Raw genomic sequence first — 17,282 nt, 5'->3', positions numbered from 1 at the left:
CCTCCGTCTCGATCTCTACGGGTGCGTCCGAGATCTTAGAGGCGTGCGCAACTCATCTCCACGGACACGGTCAAGTAGCGGCGAAGCGTGGAGAAGACGCCCGAGCGGAGTCAGGACCGCCAGGGGGCGGCCGCCTGGAAGAACGCGCGAGGGGCCGCGAGCACCGGGCAGACGGTCAACGCCTGTACGAGGCGGGTGATCATTTCGTAGCTGGGATCACCAGCGCAGCAGGGCGCCGATGCCCTCGGCGTCGGCGAGGATGCCGGAGCTGGCCCCTTCGATCGGGCTGACCCGGGCGCCGGTGGCGAGGGCCCGTTCCACCAGGCGTTCGTTGAGGCGGGGTTCGGGTGTGTGGGGCTGGGTGCCGGTCTCCTCGCCCGCGTACAGCAGGCCGTCGGCGTCGATCGAGCCGACGTAACGGACCTCCGGGTCGTACACGAGGTGGGCGACCCGCCCCTCGTTCAGCGCCCCGGCCACCTGGGACAGGCCCAGCGCGCCCTTCTGCGTCAGCCCGGCCTCGCGGACCTGTTCGAGCAGCCGGCGCTCGCTCTCGTCGTGCTCGGCGTGGAGCCGTTCGGTCACGGCGGCGAGGAGTCCGGCGTCGTCGAGTCCGGCGAGCACGCGCGAGTCCCGGACGACCCGGTCCGTCAGCTGCTCGGGGAGTTTGTCGGCGAGCACTTCGGTCCACGGATCTCCGCCGCTGATCAGGATGCGTTCCCAGCGCCGTTCGCCGGTCAGGTTGGTGACGGTCTCCGCCACCTGGTCGAGGAAGCGCTGCCCCCACTCGCGCTCGCGGGCCTGGCGCTGTTCCCGCATCGGCGTGTGGTACTGGCCCGACGGTCCGCCGCCGATCTGGCCCGCCCGCTCGTGCGGGGCCTCCTGCTCCTCCTGCTCCAGGGTGTCGACCTCGCGCATCCGGCCGAGCCGCCATTCCAGCAGCCGGGCGCCGTCGCCGGAGACCAGCACGACGCCGGCGGGCCGGCCCTCGTCCAGCAGTTCGAGCAGGGGGTGTATGAAGGGGCCGTCGTCGAGCACGACCCGGTTGGGCACGGGCATCTGGCTGTCCAGCCGCATCTTCCAGTCGTCGCCGAGCGCGGCGAACATGATCCGGCCGCGGCCCGACTCGAACGGGGTGGCGAGCTCGTCCAGTTCGGGGGCGAGCCGGTCGAGGGCTTCGGTGATCTCGCGGCGGCGGTCGGCCGGCCCCTCCTCGGCGATGCGGCGCTGCAGTTCCCGGTACCGGTTCTTGAGATCGATCGCCGTGGCGTTCGGATCCCGGGCCGGATCGTCGTTCACGTACACCGACAGCACACCGGCCGCGTCGGTGCGCCCGGACAGCTCCAGCAGTGTCTTGTCGTCCAGCTCCTCGATCGTGGCCAAGGCTTTCGTCCTTTCTTCATGGGTGTTCGCAGCCCCTACCCCATTTGTCCGTTTCGCAACGCAGGCGGGAAGGTGTGGCCCACCCCGCGGCCGGTGGCCGACGAACCGGCGGGGACGGTGAAGGGGCGGAAGGTGTGGCCCACCGCGTGCCGCCAGGGCGGGCAGGGCGGTTGCGGCCGGTGGTCGAGGAACCGGGTGAGCGATCGCTGGAACTCCGCCGCGAAGGGCAGGTTCGGGTGGATCACCGGGATCGGGCAGAGGCTCTCCGCCCGGGGCAGCGGCGGCGTCAGCGGCGTGTCGAAGACGCTGGGGACGCCGAGCACGCGGATGCCCTCAGGCGGCCGGGCCAGTGTCCGCTCGATCGCAGTGGGGTGGGCCAGCCACTCGCGGCCCAGGGGCGAGCCGGGGGTGAACGCCGAGACGCCGTGCGACCGTGCCCAGTCCGAGATGAGCCGGGTGACGTCGGCGGCGAGCCGGGGCTCGCCCCGCAGCGGGTTGTTCGCGAACGGGCCGACGAGCACGAGCGTGCCGACGTTGGGGAGCCGGTGCCGCAGGGCCGCCTCCCAGGTGATCCAGACGCCCTGCGAGTGGGTGATCAGCACGACGGGCGGCGGCAGGTCCGCCAGTTGCGCTTCGAGGGCGGCGACCAGGTCGGCGGTGGGGCGCATGGTGTCGTTCTTGCTGTACGGCGCGCCGGTCCTGACGGGGCACAGGGCCGCGCCGCGCGGCTGGCCTCCGCCCGGGCCCGCGTAGGAGAAGTAGTACGTCTGATCACAGGTGTAACCGAGCCCGTGCGGGTCGATCTCCAGGATGGCGCCGTTCCCGGATGAGGAGTCCACCCCGGACATCAGCATGAGCGAGCCGGGCCGCGGCTGACGTGGCTCCGGCGCCCGGGGCGGACCGGCGGGGCCGGTGACCACGACGACGACCAGGGCCAGGGTCAGAGCCGCACCGGCCCCGGCGAGCACCCGCCGCCCCAGCCGGACCCACCCACGTGACCTCGGGGTCTCTTGTGACCGGCAGTGGGCGGAAACGGGAGCCGGATCGGCGAGGAGGAGGCGGGCGGCGGTCAGAGTCAGCAGGGCGGAGACGGGGACGAGGGCCACCGCGCCCGCAGGTCCGGTCAGGTCGGCCAGGGCGCCGAGCGCGGCCAGGAGCAGCAGGTAGGCGCCGACGGTGCCGAGACGGAGGCGGGCGGAGCGCCAGGCGGAGGAGGCGGTGAACACAGCGGTGAGGAGGGCGATGGCCACCCCTGTCCAGAAAAGTCCGGCGTACCGGAGCGCCCCGGCGGCGAGGATCGGCGCGACGGCGAGCAGCGCGAGCGGCAGCACGAGAAGGTAGTAGCGGGCCGCCCAGCCCAGCCGCCGCCGGTCCACCCCGCCCAGCAGGACGGCGAGGACGGTGATACGCACGGCGAGCGAGAGCGCGAGGCCGCCGAGGAACGCCGGATAGCCGGGCGCGGCCGCCGCCAGCACCCGGAGGTCGGCAATCAGGTCGAGCGGGGGCAGCGCGACCAGGTGGATCAGCCCTGACCAGCGCGGCAGGACGCCGGTGGCGGCCAGGACGGTCACGACGGCCGTCACCGCCAGCAGCCCGGCGGCCCGGACGCGGAGGTCATGCATGAGATTCATGACGATCCATACGAAACATGCGTTTGCCTGATGCGTGGCGGGGTCGCTTCACTGGGTTACGCCAGGAACGACCCGAGGTGAACGATGACCGACTCCGCCCCCGTCTCCGATATCGACCTGTTCGACGACCAGGTGCTCGTCGACCCCTACCCCGCCTACGCCGCCCTGCGCGACCTGGGCGGCGTCGTCCGCCTTCCGGCCAACGACGTGTACGCGCTGACGAGGTACGAGGTGATCCGCGGCGCCCTGGGCGACTGGGAGACCTTCTCCTCCGAAGGCGCCATCGGCTTCAACCCGATGGTCAACCAGGCGCTGACCGGCACGTCGCTCGCCTCCGACCCGCCCGCGCACACGCGGCTGCGGGCGGCCCTGACCGCCAACCTGTCGCCGCGGGCGCTGCGCGGGCTCAAGGCCGGCATCGAGGCCAAGGCGGACGCGCTGGTCGGGAAGCTGGTCGCGCAGGGCTCGTTCGAGGCCGTCGACGCTCTGGCCCGCGCGCTGCCGCTGGAGGTGGTGGCGGACCTCATCGGGTTCACCGGCCGCGCCCGCGACAACATGCTGCGCTGGGGCCAGGCGGCGATGCAGGTGATCGGGCCGATGAACCGCCGCACCGCGGAGAGCTTCCCGATCGCCGGCGAGCTGTACGAGTGGTGCTCCACGGTCACGGCCGAGGACCTCACGCCGGGCTCGGTGGGGCGCGGGATCTTCGAGGCCGAGGCCCGGGGCGAGATCCCGCCCGGCACCGCCGGCCACATCATCCACCAGTACCTGGGCGCGGGCGTCGACACCACGATCGCCTCCATCGGCAACCTGGTCGCGCTGTTCGCCGCCCACCCGGACCAGCTCGCCCTCGTCCGGGAGGACCCGTCGCTGATCCCGGCCGCGTTCAACGAGGTGCTGCGCTACTGGGCCCCGCTGCACGCCTGGGGGCGCCGGGTGACCCGGGACGTGGAGATCGACGGCGTCCGGGTCCCGGCGGGGGCGAAGGTCGCGATCCTGTTCGGGGCCGGGAACCGGGACCCGCGCCACTACGAGGACCCCGACGCGTTCCTGGTCCGGCGGAACCCGGTCGACCACCTGTCGTTCGGCTACGGCCCGCACGGCTGCGCCGGTCAGGGCCTGGCCCGCCTCGAGGCCCACGCGGTCATCGGGGCCCTGGCGCGCCGCGTGGAGCGGCTCGTCGCCGGCACCGAGGTGCGGGTGCCGGCCAACGTCACCCGGAGCATCGAGGAGCTCCCCGTCCTGGAGGTGATCCCCGTATGAAGATCGTCCTCGACCGTCCGCGCTGTGAGGGGCACGGCCTGTGTGAGGAGGCCGCGCCTGAGCTGATGCACCTCGACGACGACGGCGAGCTCGTCCTCGTCCGCGAGGAGATCGGCGAGGCCGACGCCGCGGCGGCCAGGGCCGCCGTCCGGGTCTGCCCGGTCGCGGCCCTGCGGCTGACGTGACCGCGCGGATCAGGCGGGTCGTCGTGGTCGGGAACGGCATCGCCGGGCTGACCGCGGCCGACTCGCTGCGGGACGCCGGGTTCGACGGGGAGCTGACGATCGTCGGCGACGAGCCGCACCCGGCCTACAGCCGTCCGGCGCTGTCGAAGGCGCTCCTGCTCGGCGGCGGTGACCTGTCGGCCCACGAGCTGCCGCCCGCCACGCACGGCGCGGAGGAGCTGCTCGGGGTGCGGGCGTCGGGGCTCGACGTGGAGCGCCGGCTGGTCCGCCTGGCGGACGGGACCGCCCTGCCGTACGACCGGCTGGTGATCGCCACCGGGTCGCGGGCGCGGCGGCTGTCGGAGCTGCCCGGGGAGTTCACCCTGCGCGGGCTGGACGACGCGCTGGCCCTGCGCGACCGGCTCGCCGGCCGCCCGGACGTCGCCGTGGTGGGCGGCGGCCCGCTCGGCATGGAGATCGCCTCGGCGTGCCTGGCGTCGGGCTGCCGGGTCACGCTCGTCTCCCAGGGGCCTCCCCTGATCGAGCACCTGGGACCGTACCTCTCGGAGGTCTTCGCGGAGGCCGCGCGGGAGCGCGGGCTGACGATCGTGGAGACGGCCGCCGCGCGGCTGGAGCCGGGCGTCCGGGTCCGCCTCGCCGAGGGCGGGGTGGTCGAGGCCGGGCTGGTGGTGTCCGCCGTCGGCGACGTCCCCAACACCGAGTGGCTCGCGGGCTCGGGCCTGACGGGCGGAGGCGCCCTGCGGGTCTGCTCGCGCGGTCTCGTACGGCCTGACATCGCGGCGGCGGGTGACCTGGCGGCGTACGGAAAGCGCCGGGTCCCGCTCTGGAACAGCGCCATCGAGCAGGCGCGGGTGGCCGCGGCCGCGCTGCTGCGTGGGGACGAGGCGCCGCCGCTCCGGTTCCGGCCGTACTTCTGGACCGAGCAGTTCGGGCTCAGCCTGAAGGCGGTGGGCGAGCTTCCGGTGCGCGGGGAGCCGGAGTACGTCGAAGGCGGACCGGCCGGGGCGGGGCTGATGCGCTGGTCCCACGGGGACGGGTCCGGCACGGCGGTGGCGCTGAACCACCGGATCCCGATCCCGAGGCTGCGCCGGGCCGCCGCGTAGAGTTTCGTCCCGATGGACGAGGATGCGGGCACCAGGGGCACCGGGCTGGACCGGCTGGCGTCGGTCAACCTCAACCTGCTGGTGCCCCTCCTGGCGATGCTGGAGGAACGCTCGGTCACCCGGGCGGCCGAGCGGGTCGGGCTGACCCAGTCCGCGATGAGCCACGCCCTGGCCCGGATGCGGCGGCTGCTCGGCGACGACCTGCTCGTCCGGCAGGGCAACACCGTCACGCTGACCCCGCGCGCCCTGGAGCTGATCGCGCCGCTGCGGGCGACGCTCCAGCAGGCCGCGGAGGTGATCGACTTCCCCGTCTTCGATCCGGCGACGACCCGCCGGACCATCACGGTCGCGATGACCACCAGCACGGCGTTCGTCGTCGGCGCGCGGCTGGCGCGGCTGGTGGCGGAGCGCGCCCCGCACGCGACGCTCCGCCTGCGCACGATCACCGTGCCGGGCGAGACCACCTTCACCGAGCGCGGCGTCGACGTGGTGCTGATCTCCGAGGCGATCGCGTCGCCGCATCCGCGCGAGCGCCTGTACGACGACCGCGTGGTGGTGGTCGCCTCGCCGGACACGCCGCCGGAGGCGAGCGCGCTCGACCTGCTGACGACGGAGCCGCACGTCGTGGTCGACGCCGAGCAGCGGGTCTTCCCGTACCCGGTGCTGGACGAGAAGGGGATCGGCTACCGCGTCGGGCGGCTGATCTCCGACTTCCTGCTGGTGCCGTACCTGGTGGCGCGGGCGGGCGGGGTCGCCCTGCTGCGCTACCGGGTGGCCGCCGAGATGCGGACGTTCGTCGGACTGCGGATCGAGGAGTTCCCGTTCCCCCTACCCGGACTGGGCATCGACATGGTGTGGAACCCGCATCTCGGCGACCACCACTTCATGGCCTGGCTGCGCCAGGTCCTGTTCGACGCGGCGCGGCCCTGACCGGGGTCATTCGCCGAGCAGGCGCCCCAGGTCCGCCGGCTGTTCGATGATTCCGTGGGCGCGGGCCAGGTCGGCGAGCCGCTGGAGTTCCCCCCTATCCGGCTCGGCGGGGTAGGAGCCGAAGGTGACCTTGGCCGCCTGCCTCCGCTCGACCCTCGTGTAGGTCGGCACCACGCCGCGCACCTGCTCAGGGTCACTGGCGATCAGGTGCTGCGCCTTGGCCAGGGCGCGCTGGAAGGCCGCCAGCGTGCGCGGATGCTCGCGGACCCACTCGGCGGTCGCCGCTATCCCCGCGGTGTGCAGGTTCTCGAACTCGCGGGGGATCGCGTTCTCCAGGACCCGCACCTGCCCGGTGTCCTGGAAGGTGGTGACGAAGGGTTCCGCCAGCAGGGCGGCGGCGATCTTTCCCTTGTCGATGGCCGCGGCCACCTGGGGATAGGGCACCTCGACCAGCTTGACGTCGTCCCTCGACAGTCCGGCGTGCTTGAGTGCGGCCCGGACCGTCAGCTCCCCGCGGTCCATGAGGTTCGGGATCGCGACCCTCTTGCCCTTGAGGTCGGCCATCGTCCTGATCTTCGACTCGGGGTGCACCACAATCGCGAAGCTCCCCGGCGCGGCCTGGTGGAGGCTGGAGACGATCAGGAAGTCCCTCCTCCCCAGCTCGTACGCCCGGAAGTGCGTGGTGTAGTCGGTCTGCGCCAGATCGAGCGCGCCCGTTTCGGCCTGCGGCACCGCGCCGGCAGCGCCGGTGATCATCATCGGCTCCACGGTGAGCCCTTCCTCCTGGAAGTAGCCCTCCATCAGGGCCAGGTACACGGGCGCCGCCTCCACGGACGGAATCAGCCCGATCCTGACGGTGGACAGCTCCGGCGGGCTGGCGGCGACGGGCGGCTCGGCGGGCAGCGCCCGCACCCCGGCGGTGACGGCCACCAGGGTGACGACGACCACCGCGGCGGCGGCCAGCGCCACGAGGTTGCGCCGCCTGCGCTGGTGGACGGCGATCGCCCGGGCGGCCAGGTCGTGTTCCGGCATCTCGTCGGCGATGCGGCCGAGCTGTTCTCCGAGCCAGGTCATCGGCGTGCCCCCTCACTGTGAGCCGGGTCGTCGTCCAGGACGGGCAGGCGCGGCGCCAGCTCGGGGGCCAGCGCGCGCAGGCGGGCCAGGGCATGGTGCGCCTGGCTCTTCACCGTGCCGACCGAGCAGCCCAGCAGGTCGGCGACGTCGCGTTCGGACCGGTCCTCGTAGAAGCGCAGGACGAGCACCGCGCGCTGCTTGGGCGTCAGCCGCATGAGGGCCTGGCGCAGCACGATCCGCAGGACGGTGGAGTCCTCGGGGGTGTAGGCGCGGTCGGGGGGATGGGCACTCGGCACCTCGCCGGAGCTGCGGCGCCGCCGCCACGAGATGTACTGGTTGAGCATGGTCTTGCGGGCGTAGGCGTCGAGGTTGTCGACGCGGCGTAATTTGGGCCACCGGCCGATCATGCGCACCAGCACGCTCTGGAGCAGGTCCTCCGCGAGGTGGGCCTCCCCGGTGAGCAGGTAGGCCAGGCGCAGCAACGGGCGCTGGTGCGCGTCCACGAACGCCCGGAATCCGGCATCACGATCCAACGTCTCTCCTCAGGGTCAGTACTCTCCAGACGCCGCGGGCACGGCGAAAGGTTGGCACCCGTGAGGAGGATGGGTCACCCGGGAAAAGGCCGACCGTGCCGCCTGCGCGGCACGGTCAGCGGTCAGCCGGAGTCAGGCGATCTCCCCTGAACCCGCGATCTCACCCGAGCCCGCGATCTCACCCGAACCGGCGGAGGCGGAGGAGGCGGTCGCGGCGGCGATGCCGAGCGCGAGGAGGGCGGCGGCCGCGGCGAGGGCGAGCTTCCTGGTGTGCTTCACGACTTCTCCCGTTCAGTACGTGGTGCGGCGGTCATGGAACGAGCGCGGGCGATCGTGACGTGCGTTCCCAGCGCACGCATTCAGGCATCAATCACCCGCATACGACATGACAACCGTAGGAACGGAGAGAACAGAGCCCTGTCAGGCGAACGCCCCACATTCGGGTGATTTGTCAGCTCCAGATCGAGACGTGGACCGGCGGGCGGAAGCGGGCACGCGGAATGCCCGAGTCCGGGGAGCGCATCACCTGGGTGGCCGACGGAGTGGTCAGGAAGTCGAGGAAGGCGTCGGCCGCGGCGGATCGGGCGCCCGGCTCCAGGACGGTCGCGTACCAGGAGACCGCCATCGGCGTGGCCGCCGTCTCCACCATGACCAGTTCCCCGCGCCGGATCGCGCCGGCGACCAGGTGCGCGGTGGCGGGCGCGATCCCGGCCCCCTCCGCCGCCGCCTTCCAGGCCGCCGTCTGGTTCGCGAAGACCCGTACGTGCGACTCCGGGACGCGCAGCAGCCGAAGCAGCCGCCCGCTGGCGCCGGCCGGGTCGGTGCCAGAGGGGCCGACGAGCCAGTGGTCGCGGCGGCCGTGCGGGGCGGCGACGGCGATGAGGCGGCAGCGCAGGATCGGCCGACTGACCAGGCCGGGGCCGGGCAGCTGCGGGCCGAGCGCGACGTCGGCGAGGCGGCTGGTGAGCAGCAGCGGCATCTCGGCGGTGGCGGCCGTACCGGTTCCGGCGTCCATGGACTTGCGCTGGTTGAACAGGCAGACCAGCGGCCCGGCGACGTGCTCGGCGAGGACGCCGTCGGCGACCACGTGCAGCCGGGCGGGGCGGCCGGGCTGGACGGCGGCGACGGCCTCGGCGCCGAGCGCGACGATCTGGGAGGCGATGCCGAGCAGGCGCCGGCCGCCTTCGGTGAGCACCATGCCGCCGGCGGAGCGGACCAGCAGCGGGTCGCCGAGGTGGCGGCGGAGCTGGGCGAGAGACTGGGAGACGGCGGGCTCGCTGACGCCGAGCGCGCGGGCCGCGGCCTTGACGGAACCGAGACGCGCCACGAAGACGAACGCGCCGAGCTGGCTCAGGGTCACTCTTCCTTCATAGATTCCCGGCGCACATTAAGGAATCCCTTATTTCTGGATTGTCCAGGGGAAAGGGTGACAGCACTGTGCAGGCATGCAGGTTCCCGCGACGTTCGCGTACGAAAGAGCGGGCAGCGTCCCGCACGCGCTAGAGCTGCTGGACAGGTATGGCCCGGACGCCCGGATCGTGGCCGGCGGCCACAGCCTGATCCCGATGATGAAGCTGCGCCTGGCGCAGCCCGAAGCCCTGATCGACATCAACGACCTGACCGAGCTGGCCCAGCTCACCGTGGAGGGCGGCGAGCTGGTCGTCGGCGCGATGGTGCGCCACGCCGAGCTGCTGGCCAGCACGACCGCCACCGGGATGTTCCCCATCTTCGAGGACGCGGAGCGGGTGATCGCGGACCCGATCGTCCGCAACCGGGGCACCGTCGGCGGCTCGCTCTGCCAGGGCGACCCGTCGGAGGACCTGGCGGCGGTCTTCGCGGCCCTGCGCGCGACCGCCGTCATCCAGGGCCCGTCCGGCGTCAGGACGGTGCCGGTCCGCGAGTTCCATGAGGGACCGTACGAGACCGCGGTCGACGACGGCGAGCTGCTGATCGCGCTCCGGGTGCCGGTCGCGGCCGGGACGGGCAGCGCGTACGAGAAGGTGGAGCGGCGCGTCGGCGACTGGCCGGTGGCGGCGGCCGGGGCGGTGCTGCAAGTGGACGGCGGGGTGATCGCGCAGGCCGGGATCGGGCTGACCGCGGTGGGCGCCGCGCACTTCTGCGCGCCCGAGGCGGAGGCGCACCTGACCGGGAAGCCGCCGGGCGCGGAGCTGTTCGCCGAGGCCGGCCGGATCGCCGCCGAGCACTGCGACCCCCACTCCGACCAGCGAGGACCCGCCGACTACAAGCGCCACCTGGCCGCCGAGCTGACCCGGCGGGCGCTGACCAGGGCCGCGGAGAGGATCTGACGATGAGGATCACGGTGACGGTGAACGGGCAGCCGTACGAGCGGGACGTGGAGCCGCGGCTGCTGCTGACGCACTTCCTCCGCGACGAGCTGGGCCTGACGGGCACCCACTGGGGCTGCGACACCTCCAACTGCGGGGTGTGCACGGTCCAGCTCGACGGGGTGCCGGTCAAGTCGTGCACGGTGCTGGCCGTGATGGCCGACGGCCACGAGGTGACGACCGTGGAGGGGCTGGAGAAGGACGGCGAGCTGGACCCGGTGCAGCAGGGCTTCGTGGAGTGCCACGGCCTGCAGTGCGGGTTCTGCACGCCGGGGATGCTGCTGACGGCGCGCTGGCTGCTGGACCACAAGCCCGACCCGGACGAGGGCGAGATCCGCGAGGCGATCTCCGGCCAGCTCTGCCGGTGCACGGGATACGAGAACATCGTCCGCTCGATCAGGTGGGCCGCGGAAGCGGAGGCGAAGTCATGAGTTTCGGACGCATGCACCGCAAGGAGGACGCCCGCTTCATCCGGGGCCGCGGCACCTACGTCGACGACGTGAAGCTGCCCGGCATGCTGCACGGCGCGATCCTGCGCAGCCCGTACGCGCACGCCCGGATCGTCTCGATCGACACCTCGGCGGCGGAGGCGCACCCGAAGGTCAGGGCCGTCATCACCGGCGAGACCCTGGCCGGGCTGAACCTGGCCTGGATGCCGACCCTCTCCAACGACGTGCAGGCCGTGCTCGCCACCGACAAGGTGCGCTTCCAGGGGCAGGAGGTCGCGTTCGTGGTGGCGGAGGACCGCTACGCGGCGCGCGACGCGCTGGAGCTGATCGAGGTCGAGTACGAGCCGCTGGACGCGGTGATCGACGCCCGGACCGCGCTCGACGCCGGCGCCCCGGTGATCAGGGACGACCTGGAGGGCAAGGCCGGCAACCACATCTTCGACTGGCAGGCGGGCGACAAGGCCAGGACCGACGAGCTGTTCGAGCAGGCCGAGGTACGGGTCGCGCAGGACATGCTCTACCCGCGCGTCCACCCGGCGCCGCTGGAGACCTGCGGCGCGCTCGCCGACTTCGACAAGGTGACGGGCAAGCTGACCGTCTGGTGCCCCACCCAGGCGCCGCACGCGCACCGGACGCTCTACGCGATGGTGGCGGGCCTGCCCGAGCACAAGATCAGGGTGATCTCGCCGGACGTCGGCGGCGGGTTCGGCAACAAGGTCGGCATCTACCCCGGGTACGTGTGCGCGATCGTCGGGTCGATCGTCACCGGCCGCCCTGTCAAGTGGATGGAGGACCGCTCCGAGAACCTGATGAGCACCGCCTTCGCCCGCGACTACCACATGCACGGCGAGATCGCCGCCGGGCGCGACGGCCGGATCCGGGCGATCCGGGTGAAGGTGCTGGCCGACCATGGCGCGTTCAACGGCACGGCCCAGCCGACCAAGTTCCCCGCCGGGTTCTTCCACGTCTTCACCGGCTCGTACGATCTCGAAGCCGCGCACTGCGAGGTCACCGGCGTCTACACCAACAAGGCGCCCGGCGGCGTCGCGTACGCCTGCTCGTTCCGCGTCACCGAGGCCGTCTACCTGGTGGAGCGGCTGGTCGACCTGCTCGCCGCCGAGCTGGGCATGGACCCGGCCGAGCTGCGGATGCGCAACCTGCTCAAGCCGGACCAGTTCCCGTACACCTCCCCCACCGGCTGGGAGTACGACTCCGGCGACTACCCGAAGGCGCTCCGGCTGGCGCTGGACATGGCCGGCTACGACGAGCTCCGCGCCGAGCAGGCGGCCAAGCGGGCCAGGGGCGAGCTGATGGGCATCGGCATCAGCTTCTTCACCGAGGCGGTCGGCGCCGGGCCGCGCAAGCACATGGACATCCTCGGCCTCGGCATGGCAGACGGCGCCGAGCTGCGCGTCCACCCGACGGGCAAGGCGGTGCTGCGGGTGTCGTGCCAGTCGCAGGGCCAGGGGCACGAGACGACGTTCGCCCAGATCGTCGGGCAGGAGCTGGGCATCCCGGCCGACGACGTGGAGGTGGTGCACGGCGACACCGACCAGACGCCGTTCGGGCTCGGCACGTACGGGTCGCGCTCCACGCCGGTGTCGGGCGCGGCGACCGCGGTGGTGGCCAGGAAGGTGCGCGACCGGGCCAAGCTGGTGGCCGCGGCCATGCTGGAGGCCAGCCCCGACGACCTGGAATGGCGGGACGGCAGGTGGTCGGTGGTCGGCAGCCCGTCCACCGGCAAGTCGCTGCCGGAGATCGCGCTGGCCGCGCACTCGAACCTGGAGCTGCCCGAGGGCGTCGAGGGCCACCTGGACGCGGTCACCGTCTACAACCCGCCCAACCTGACCTACCCGTTCGGCGCCTACATCTGCGTCGTCGACGTCGACCCGGGCACCGGGCAGGTGAAGGTGCGCCGGTTCGTCGCCGTGGACGACTGCGGGGTCCGCATCAACCCGATGATCGTGGAAGGGCAGGTGCACGGCGGCCTGGCCGACGGGGTGGGCATGGCGCTCATGCAGGTGATGGCGTTCGACGAGGACGGCAACCACCTGGGCGCGTCCTTCATGGACTACCTGCTGCCCACGGCCGTCGAATGCCCGTCGTGGGAGCTGGGCGAGACGGTCAGCCCGTCGCCGTACCACCCGATCGGGGCCAAGGGCGTCGGCGAGTCGGCCACCGTCGGCTCCCCCGCCGCCGTGGTCAACGCCGTGGTCGACGCGCTCGCCCCGTACGGGATCACGCACGCGGACATGCCGCTCACCCCGGCGAACGTGTGGCGGTCCATCCAGGGGCGGCCCTTCCGGACGGACCTGGCGATCACATGAGCGAGTTCCTCGGCATGCCGGCGCCCCGCCCCCGCGCCCGCGCGGGCGGGGCGCCGGTCCCCCCGCCGCGCGACGTGCGGGAGCGGGCCGCCGAACTGCGGTCCGGGCGGGAGCCGTACGTGCTGGCCACGGTCGTGCGGGCGCAGCGGCCGACCAGCGCCAAGGCCGGCGACCGGGCGCTGGTGCTGGCCGACGGGACCGTGGAGGGCTTCGTCGGCGGGCACTGCGCGCTCGACACCGTACGGGCGCAGGGGCTGAAGCTGCTGGAGTTCCGGCGGCCCGGGCAGGCGACGCTGCTGCGCATCACGCCCGAGGAGGGCGAGCCGCGCGAGGAGGAGGGGCTGGTCGCCGTCGGCCAGCCCTGCCTGTCCGGCGGCACGCTGGAGATCTTCCTGGAGGCCGTGCTGCCGCCGGTGCTCGTCCACGTGTACGGGGAGACCCCTATCGCGCGGGCGTTCGCCGAGGTGGGACGGGCGCTCGGCTACCAGGTGGAGACGTCCGCCGACCCGTGGGCCCCGATCGCCGCCGACACCGGTGCCGTCCTGGTCGCCTCGCACGGCGTGTCCGAGGAGCCGGTGCTGCGGGCCGCGCTGACGGCCGGCGTCCCGTACGTGGGACTCATCGCGAGCCGCAGGCGCGGAGCCGCCGTGCTGGCCGGGATCGACGGCGGCGAACGGGTGCGGGTGCCCGCCGGGCTGAACCTCGGCGCGCGGACGCCGGGAGAGATCGCGGTGTCGGTCCACGCGGAGATCATCCAGCTCGGCGTCCGGTCCTAGCGAGGCTCTCGCCCGGCCAGCGGGCAGGCCCTTCCTCCGTTAGAGTCTGGTGTGCACGAAGGCAGGCCGGGCGGAGGAAACGGTCGGTTGAGTCGACGGGATGACGACGGCGAGAGGACAGCGACGTTGGGGCAGCAGGGCCGCTCCGCTGGCACTCCGCTGACACCGGAGGACCCGCCCGCGATCGGGCCGTACGAGCTGCTGAGCAGGCTCGGCTCCGGTGGCATGGGCACCGTCTACCTGGCCAAAGGGCCGGACGGCGCGGCGGTGGCGCTCAAGGCGATCCGCCGCGACTTCACCGCCGACCCCGTCTACCGGGCGCGCTTCCACGAGGAGGTCTCCAACGCGCGCAAGGTCGCCTCGTTCTGCACCGCCCGGGTGCTCGACCACGGCGAGCACGACGGGGTCCTCTACCTCGTCACCGAGTACATCGACGGCGTCTCGCTGGAGGACCACCTCATCGAGCACGGCCGGCTGTCGCCGTCGATGCTCCACTCGGCCGCCGTCGGGGTGGCCGCCGCGCTGACCGCCATCCACGCGGCCGGGCTGGTCCACCGCGACCTCAAACCGGCCAACGTGATGCTGACGCTGGCCGGGCCGCGGGTGATCGACTTCGGCCTGGCCAGGTCCACGCACGGCAACTCGCGCCACACCAACGCCGGCATGGTCATGGGCACGCCCGGGTGGATCGCTCCCGAACAGGTCTTCCAGGGCCGCACCAGCCCCGCCGGCGACGTCTTCGCCTGGGGGTCCCTCATCGCCTACGCCGGGCTGGGCGGGCACCCGTTCGGCGAGGGCGACGCCTACGTCATGGCGGCCCGGGCCCGCTCCGCCCCGCCCGACCTGCGCGGCCTCCCCGCGCCGCTGGACCGCCTGGTCGCCGCCGCCATCCACCCCGACCCGGCGCGCCGCCCCACGGCCAAGCAGCTGCTGCTGGAGCTGGTGAGCGCCACCGACGAACCGGCCGCCCAGCTCGCCGCCACCCGCCACCTCACCGACTCCTGGAACCCCGCCGAGTTCCCCCCGCTCCGCCCCCACCAGGCCCCGCCCTCCCCTCAGGCCGGCCCGTACCCCGACCCTCCGGCGCGCTCCCCCCAGCAGGGCGCACCCCACCAGCCCCGGCAGCCGCAGCCCGGCCACCCTCCGCATCCGCCCACCCCCGCCGAGACCACCGGCCGCTTCCCCATGCAGGCCGCACCCCAGCAGCCGCCCGCGCACCGCGGCCACGCCGCCCCCCACCAGCCCTCACCAGCCGAGATCTCCGGCAACGTCCCCAGACCCGGACACCAGACCCCGCCTGCCGAGATCTCCGGCAACGTGCCCAGGCCGGGACACCAGGCACCCCATGCCGGAACCACCGGCAACCCACCGGCACCGGGAGCCCCCCACCAAGCGCAGCCCGCCGGGCCCTCCGGTAACCCCCCGGGACCGGGAACCCTCCACCAAGCGCAGCCCGCCGGGCCCTCCGGCAACGCACCGCGACAGGGCCCCGCACCCCAGCCTTCACCCGCCGAGATCTCCGGCAACGTGCCCAGGCCCGGACCAGGCCACCAGGCACCGCCCGGCACCCGCAACGCGCCGGGACCGGCGGCTCCTCACCCGCCGTCGCCCGCCGAGATCTCCGGCACTTTCCCCCGCTCCGGCCCGCGCCAGGCGCCGCCTGCCGAGACTTCGGGCAACATTCCCCGGCTCGGGCAGGGGGTGCCGCCGAGCGACACCTCAGGCCGTTACGCCCGGCCTACTGAGGCGCCGCACCTTCACCCGCATCAGACCGGGCGGAATCCGCTCTCCCGCCGTGGCCCGCTGCCGCCTCACCAGCAGCCCGCCAAGCAGGGCCGCAGCCCGCTCACCGGCTGCCTGGCCGCAGTGGTGATCGCTCTGGTGCTGCTCGCGCTGGTGATCGCCACCCTGGTGTGGATGTCCCTCAGACCGGCCGGGGGCGAGGCAGTCCAGCCGGTCCAGGCCACCCAGGTGAGCTCCGTCGTAAGCCTGCCGAGTCAACTGGACGCCGGCTCCGTATAACCGCGCCGAACGTGATGGCGGTCAGGCGGAGGCGCGGTGACCCGTACAAGAAACCCGCGCACCGTGGCCAGCGCAGTCGCCGGCCTCAAACTCCTCTTGTGCCCTATTCCTAGAGATGAGGTCTCCAGCCACCGAGTCGCCCAGCGCGGTCGCCGGCAGGACCACCAAGCCGGGGCAGCAGGCGAGATCACGGTGGAAGTCGTCGGCCCCGCCCGCAGGTCACGAGGACGCCGGCCGTCACCGGTTGACGAGCGGGCCGGAGCCTGTGGAGCCGCGCACCACCAGCTCGGGCTGGAAGACCAGCTCGACGTGCCGGGCGGGCGCCCCCGCGACCTCTTCGAGCAGCGTCTGGACGGCGGCGGTGGCCATCGGCCCGATCGGTTTGCGCACGGTCGTGAGCGGCGGGTCGGTGAAGGCGATGAGCGGCGAGTCGTCGAAGCCGACCACGGAGACGTCGCCCGGGACGCTGAGCCCGCGCTGGCGGCAGGCGCGGATCGCGCCGAGCGCCATCAGGTCGCTGGCGCAGACGATGCCGGTGCAGCCGCGGTCGAGGAGCTGCGCGGCGGCGGCCTGGCCGCCTTCGACGGAGAACAGCGAGTGGCTGATGAGCTCGCCGGGGTCGACGCCGGGCAGCCGGCTCATGGCCTCCCGGTAGCCCTCGATCTTGCGGATCACGGGGACGAAGCGCCGGGGCCCGAGGGCCAGGCCGATGCGTTCGTGGCCGAGGTCGGCCAGGTGTCCGACGGCGAGGCGGGCGGCCATGCGGTCGTCGGCGGAGATGAAGGGGGCGTCGATGTGCTCGTTGTAGCCGTCGACGAGCACGATGGGCAGGCCGCGGTCGGTGAGGCGGGTGTAGCGGTCCATCCGGGCGGTGGTGTCGGCGTGCAGACCGGACACGAACACGATGCCGCTCACCCCGCGGTCGACCAGCAGCTCGGTGAACTCGTCCTCGGGGGCGCCGCCGGGCATCTGGGTGCAGAGCACGGGGGTGTAGCCGTGCTGGGTCAGCGCCTTCTCGATGGCCTGCGCGAACGCGGGGAAGATCGGGTTGTCGAGCTCGGGGGTGACGAGCCCGATGAGGCCGTTGCTGCGCTGGCGCAGCCGCGGGGGGCGTTCGTAGCCCATGAGGTCGAGCGCGGTCATCACCGCCTGGCGGGTCGCCGCGGACACGCCCGGCTTGCCGTTGAGCACGCGGCTGACCGTGGCTTCGCTCACCCCGGCCTGGGCGGCGATGTCGGCAAGGCGGGCGGGTCCGTTCATGACG

General features: G+C 73.2%; 16 protein-coding genes. 9 read left to right on the top strand and 7 right to left on the bottom strand.

All coding sequences use genetic code 11. The features are described 5' to 3' along the window. Positions 1 to 216: 216 nt before the first annotated feature. Positions 217 to 1,380: a VLRF1 family aeRF1-type release factor gene (locus AB0J42_RS21205; protein ID WP_364296870.1), complete on the bottom strand. Its 1,164-nt coding sequence runs from the start codon at positions 1,378 to 1,380 to the stop codon at positions 217 to 219. Between the two features lie 35 nt (positions 1,381 to 1,415). Next, on the bottom strand, positions 1,416 to 3,011 hold the full coding sequence (locus AB0J42_RS21200) for a hypothetical protein (protein WP_364296868.1): 1,596 nt from the start codon (positions 3,009 to 3,011) through the stop codon (positions 1,416 to 1,418). A gap of 84 nt (positions 3,012 to 3,095) precedes the next feature. On the opposite strand from AB0J42_RS21200, the gene AB0J42_RS21195 reads away from it, so the two are divergent. From AB0J42_RS21195 to AB0J42_RS21180, 4 genes are read left to right on the top strand one after another with little or no spacing between them, the layout of a single operon-like run. Continuing rightward, a complete protein-coding gene (locus AB0J42_RS21195; RefSeq protein ID WP_364296866.1) occupies positions 3,096 to 4,274 on the top strand; it encodes a cytochrome P450 in 1,179 nt (392 codons plus the stop codon). Beyond that, complete coding sequence (locus tag AB0J42_RS21190; RefSeq protein ID WP_364296864.1) at positions 4,271 to 4,459, top strand: ferredoxin; 189 nt, start codon at positions 4,271 to 4,273, stop codon at positions 4,457 to 4,459. The genes AB0J42_RS21195 and AB0J42_RS21190 overlap by 4 nt, the downstream gene beginning before the upstream one ends. Then, on the top strand, positions 4,456 to 5,562 hold the full coding sequence (locus tag AB0J42_RS21185; RefSeq protein ID WP_364296862.1) for an NAD(P)/FAD-dependent oxidoreductase: 1,107 nt from the start codon (positions 4,456 to 4,458) through the stop codon (positions 5,560 to 5,562). Before AB0J42_RS21190 ends, AB0J42_RS21185 begins: the two co-directional genes overlap by 4 nt. 12 nt (positions 5,563 to 5,574) lie before the next feature. After that, the gene (locus AB0J42_RS21180) at positions 5,575 to 6,492 is read left to right on the top strand and encodes a LysR family transcriptional regulator (protein WP_364296860.1); all 918 of its coding nucleotides are present in this window, start codon (positions 5,575 to 5,577) and stop codon (positions 6,490 to 6,492) included. Positions 6,493 to 6,498: 6 nt separating this feature from the next. Here the strand turns inward: AB0J42_RS21180 and AB0J42_RS21175 are convergent, their stop codons facing one another. The 4 genes from AB0J42_RS21175 to AB0J42_RS21160 all read right to left on the bottom strand — a co-directional run bounded on the left by AB0J42_RS21175 (position 6,499) and on the right by AB0J42_RS21160 (position 9,459). Continuing rightward, complete coding sequence (locus tag AB0J42_RS21175; protein ID WP_364296858.1) at positions 6,499 to 7,566, bottom strand: ABC transporter substrate-binding protein; 1,068 nt, start codon at positions 7,564 to 7,566, stop codon at positions 6,499 to 6,501. Continuing rightward, a complete protein-coding gene (locus tag AB0J42_RS21170) occupies positions 7,563 to 8,099 on the bottom strand; it encodes a SigE family RNA polymerase sigma factor (RefSeq protein WP_364296856.1) in 537 nt (178 codons plus the stop codon). The genes AB0J42_RS21175 and AB0J42_RS21170 overlap by 4 nt, the downstream gene beginning before the upstream one ends. 132 nt (positions 8,100 to 8,231) lie before the next feature. Next, on the bottom strand, positions 8,232 to 8,378 hold the full coding sequence (locus AB0J42_RS21165) for a hypothetical protein (protein WP_364296854.1): 147 nt from the start codon (positions 8,376 to 8,378) through the stop codon (positions 8,232 to 8,234). A gap of 172 nt (positions 8,379 to 8,550) precedes the next feature. Then, entirely contained in the window at positions 8,551 to 9,459 is a 909-nt protein-coding gene (locus tag AB0J42_RS21160) for a LysR family transcriptional regulator (protein WP_364296852.1), read from the bottom strand. Positions 9,460 to 9,544: 85 nt separating this feature from the next. Here AB0J42_RS21160 and AB0J42_RS21155 point away from each other — a divergent pair, with 85 nt between their 5' ends. The 5 genes from AB0J42_RS21155 to AB0J42_RS21135 all read left to right on the top strand — a co-directional run bounded on the left by AB0J42_RS21155 (position 9,545) and on the right by AB0J42_RS21135 (position 16,018). After that, on the top strand, positions 9,545 to 10,405 hold the full coding sequence (locus tag AB0J42_RS21155; RefSeq protein ID WP_364296850.1) for a xanthine dehydrogenase family protein subunit M: 861 nt from the start codon (positions 9,545 to 9,547) through the stop codon (positions 10,403 to 10,405). Positions 10,406 to 10,407: 2 nt separating this feature from the next. Next, entirely contained in the window at positions 10,408 to 10,875 is a 468-nt protein-coding gene (locus AB0J42_RS21150) for a (2Fe-2S)-binding protein (protein WP_364296848.1), read from the top strand. Continuing rightward, on the top strand, positions 10,872 to 13,220 hold the full coding sequence (locus AB0J42_RS21145; RefSeq protein WP_364296846.1) for an aerobic carbon-monoxide dehydrogenase large subunit: 2,349 nt from the start codon (positions 10,872 to 10,874) through the stop codon (positions 13,218 to 13,220). The genes AB0J42_RS21150 and AB0J42_RS21145 overlap by 4 nt, the downstream gene beginning before the upstream one ends. After that, positions 13,217 to 13,996, top strand: coding sequence for an XdhC family protein (locus tag AB0J42_RS21140; protein WP_364296844.1), 780 nt, complete (start codon positions 13,217 to 13,219; stop codon positions 13,994 to 13,996). The genes AB0J42_RS21145 and AB0J42_RS21140 overlap by 4 nt, the downstream gene beginning before the upstream one ends. 126 nt (positions 13,997 to 14,122) lie before the next feature. Continuing rightward, positions 14,123 to 16,018, top strand: coding sequence for a protein kinase (locus AB0J42_RS21135; protein WP_364296842.1), 1,896 nt, complete (start codon positions 14,123 to 14,125; stop codon positions 16,016 to 16,018). A 237-nt stretch (positions 16,019 to 16,255) separates the two neighbouring features. On the opposite strand, the gene AB0J42_RS21130 is transcribed toward AB0J42_RS21135, so the two are convergent. Then, complete coding sequence (locus tag AB0J42_RS21130) at positions 16,256 to 17,278, bottom strand: LacI family DNA-binding transcriptional regulator (RefSeq protein ID WP_364296840.1); 1,023 nt, start codon at positions 17,276 to 17,278, stop codon at positions 16,256 to 16,258. Positions 17,279 to 17,282 lie beyond the last annotated feature (4 nt).

The organism is Nonomuraea sp. NPDC049649 (assembly GCF_040675175.1).
Taxonomy (GTDB): Bacteria; Actinomycetota; Actinomycetes; order Streptosporangiales; family Streptosporangiaceae; genus Nonomuraea.
Note: the sequence above shows the minus strand (reverse complement) of the source record. Positions and strands in the feature narration are given on the sequence as shown.

Bases quoted from the DNA above. Each gene is read 5' to 3' on its own strand.
- AB0J42_RS21200 (WP_364296868.1), bottom strand. From the start codon at position 3,011: ATGAATCTCATGCATGACCTCCGCGTCCGGGCCGCCGGGCTGCTGGCG.
- AB0J42_RS21195 (WP_364296866.1), top strand. From the start codon at position 3,096: ATGACCGACTCCGCCCCCGTCTCCGATATCGACCTGTTCGACGACCAG.
- AB0J42_RS21190 (WP_364296864.1), top strand. From the start codon at position 4,271: ATGAAGATCGTCCTCGACCGTCCGCGCTGTGAGGGGCACGGCCTGTGT.
- AB0J42_RS21180 (WP_364296860.1), top strand. From the start codon at position 5,575: ATGGACGAGGATGCGGGCACCAGGGGCACCGGGCTGGACCGGCTGGCG.
- AB0J42_RS21175 (WP_364296858.1), bottom strand. From the start codon at position 7,566: ATGACCTGGCTCGGAGAACAGCTCGGCCGCATCGCCGACGAGATGCCG.
- AB0J42_RS21155 (WP_364296850.1), top strand. From the start codon at position 9,545: ATGCAGGTTCCCGCGACGTTCGCGTACGAAAGAGCGGGCAGCGTCCCG.
- AB0J42_RS21150 (WP_364296848.1), top strand. From the start codon at position 10,408: ATGAGGATCACGGTGACGGTGAACGGGCAGCCGTACGAGCGGGACGTG.
- AB0J42_RS21145 (WP_364296846.1), top strand. From the start codon at position 10,872: ATGAGTTTCGGACGCATGCACCGCAAGGAGGACGCCCGCTTCATCCGG.
- AB0J42_RS21140 (WP_364296844.1), top strand. From the start codon at position 13,217: ATGAGCGAGTTCCTCGGCATGCCGGCGCCCCGCCCCCGCGCCCGCGCG.
- AB0J42_RS21130 (WP_364296840.1), bottom strand. From the start codon at position 17,278: ATGAACGGACCCGCCCGCCTTGCCGACATCGCCGCCCAGGCCGGGGTG.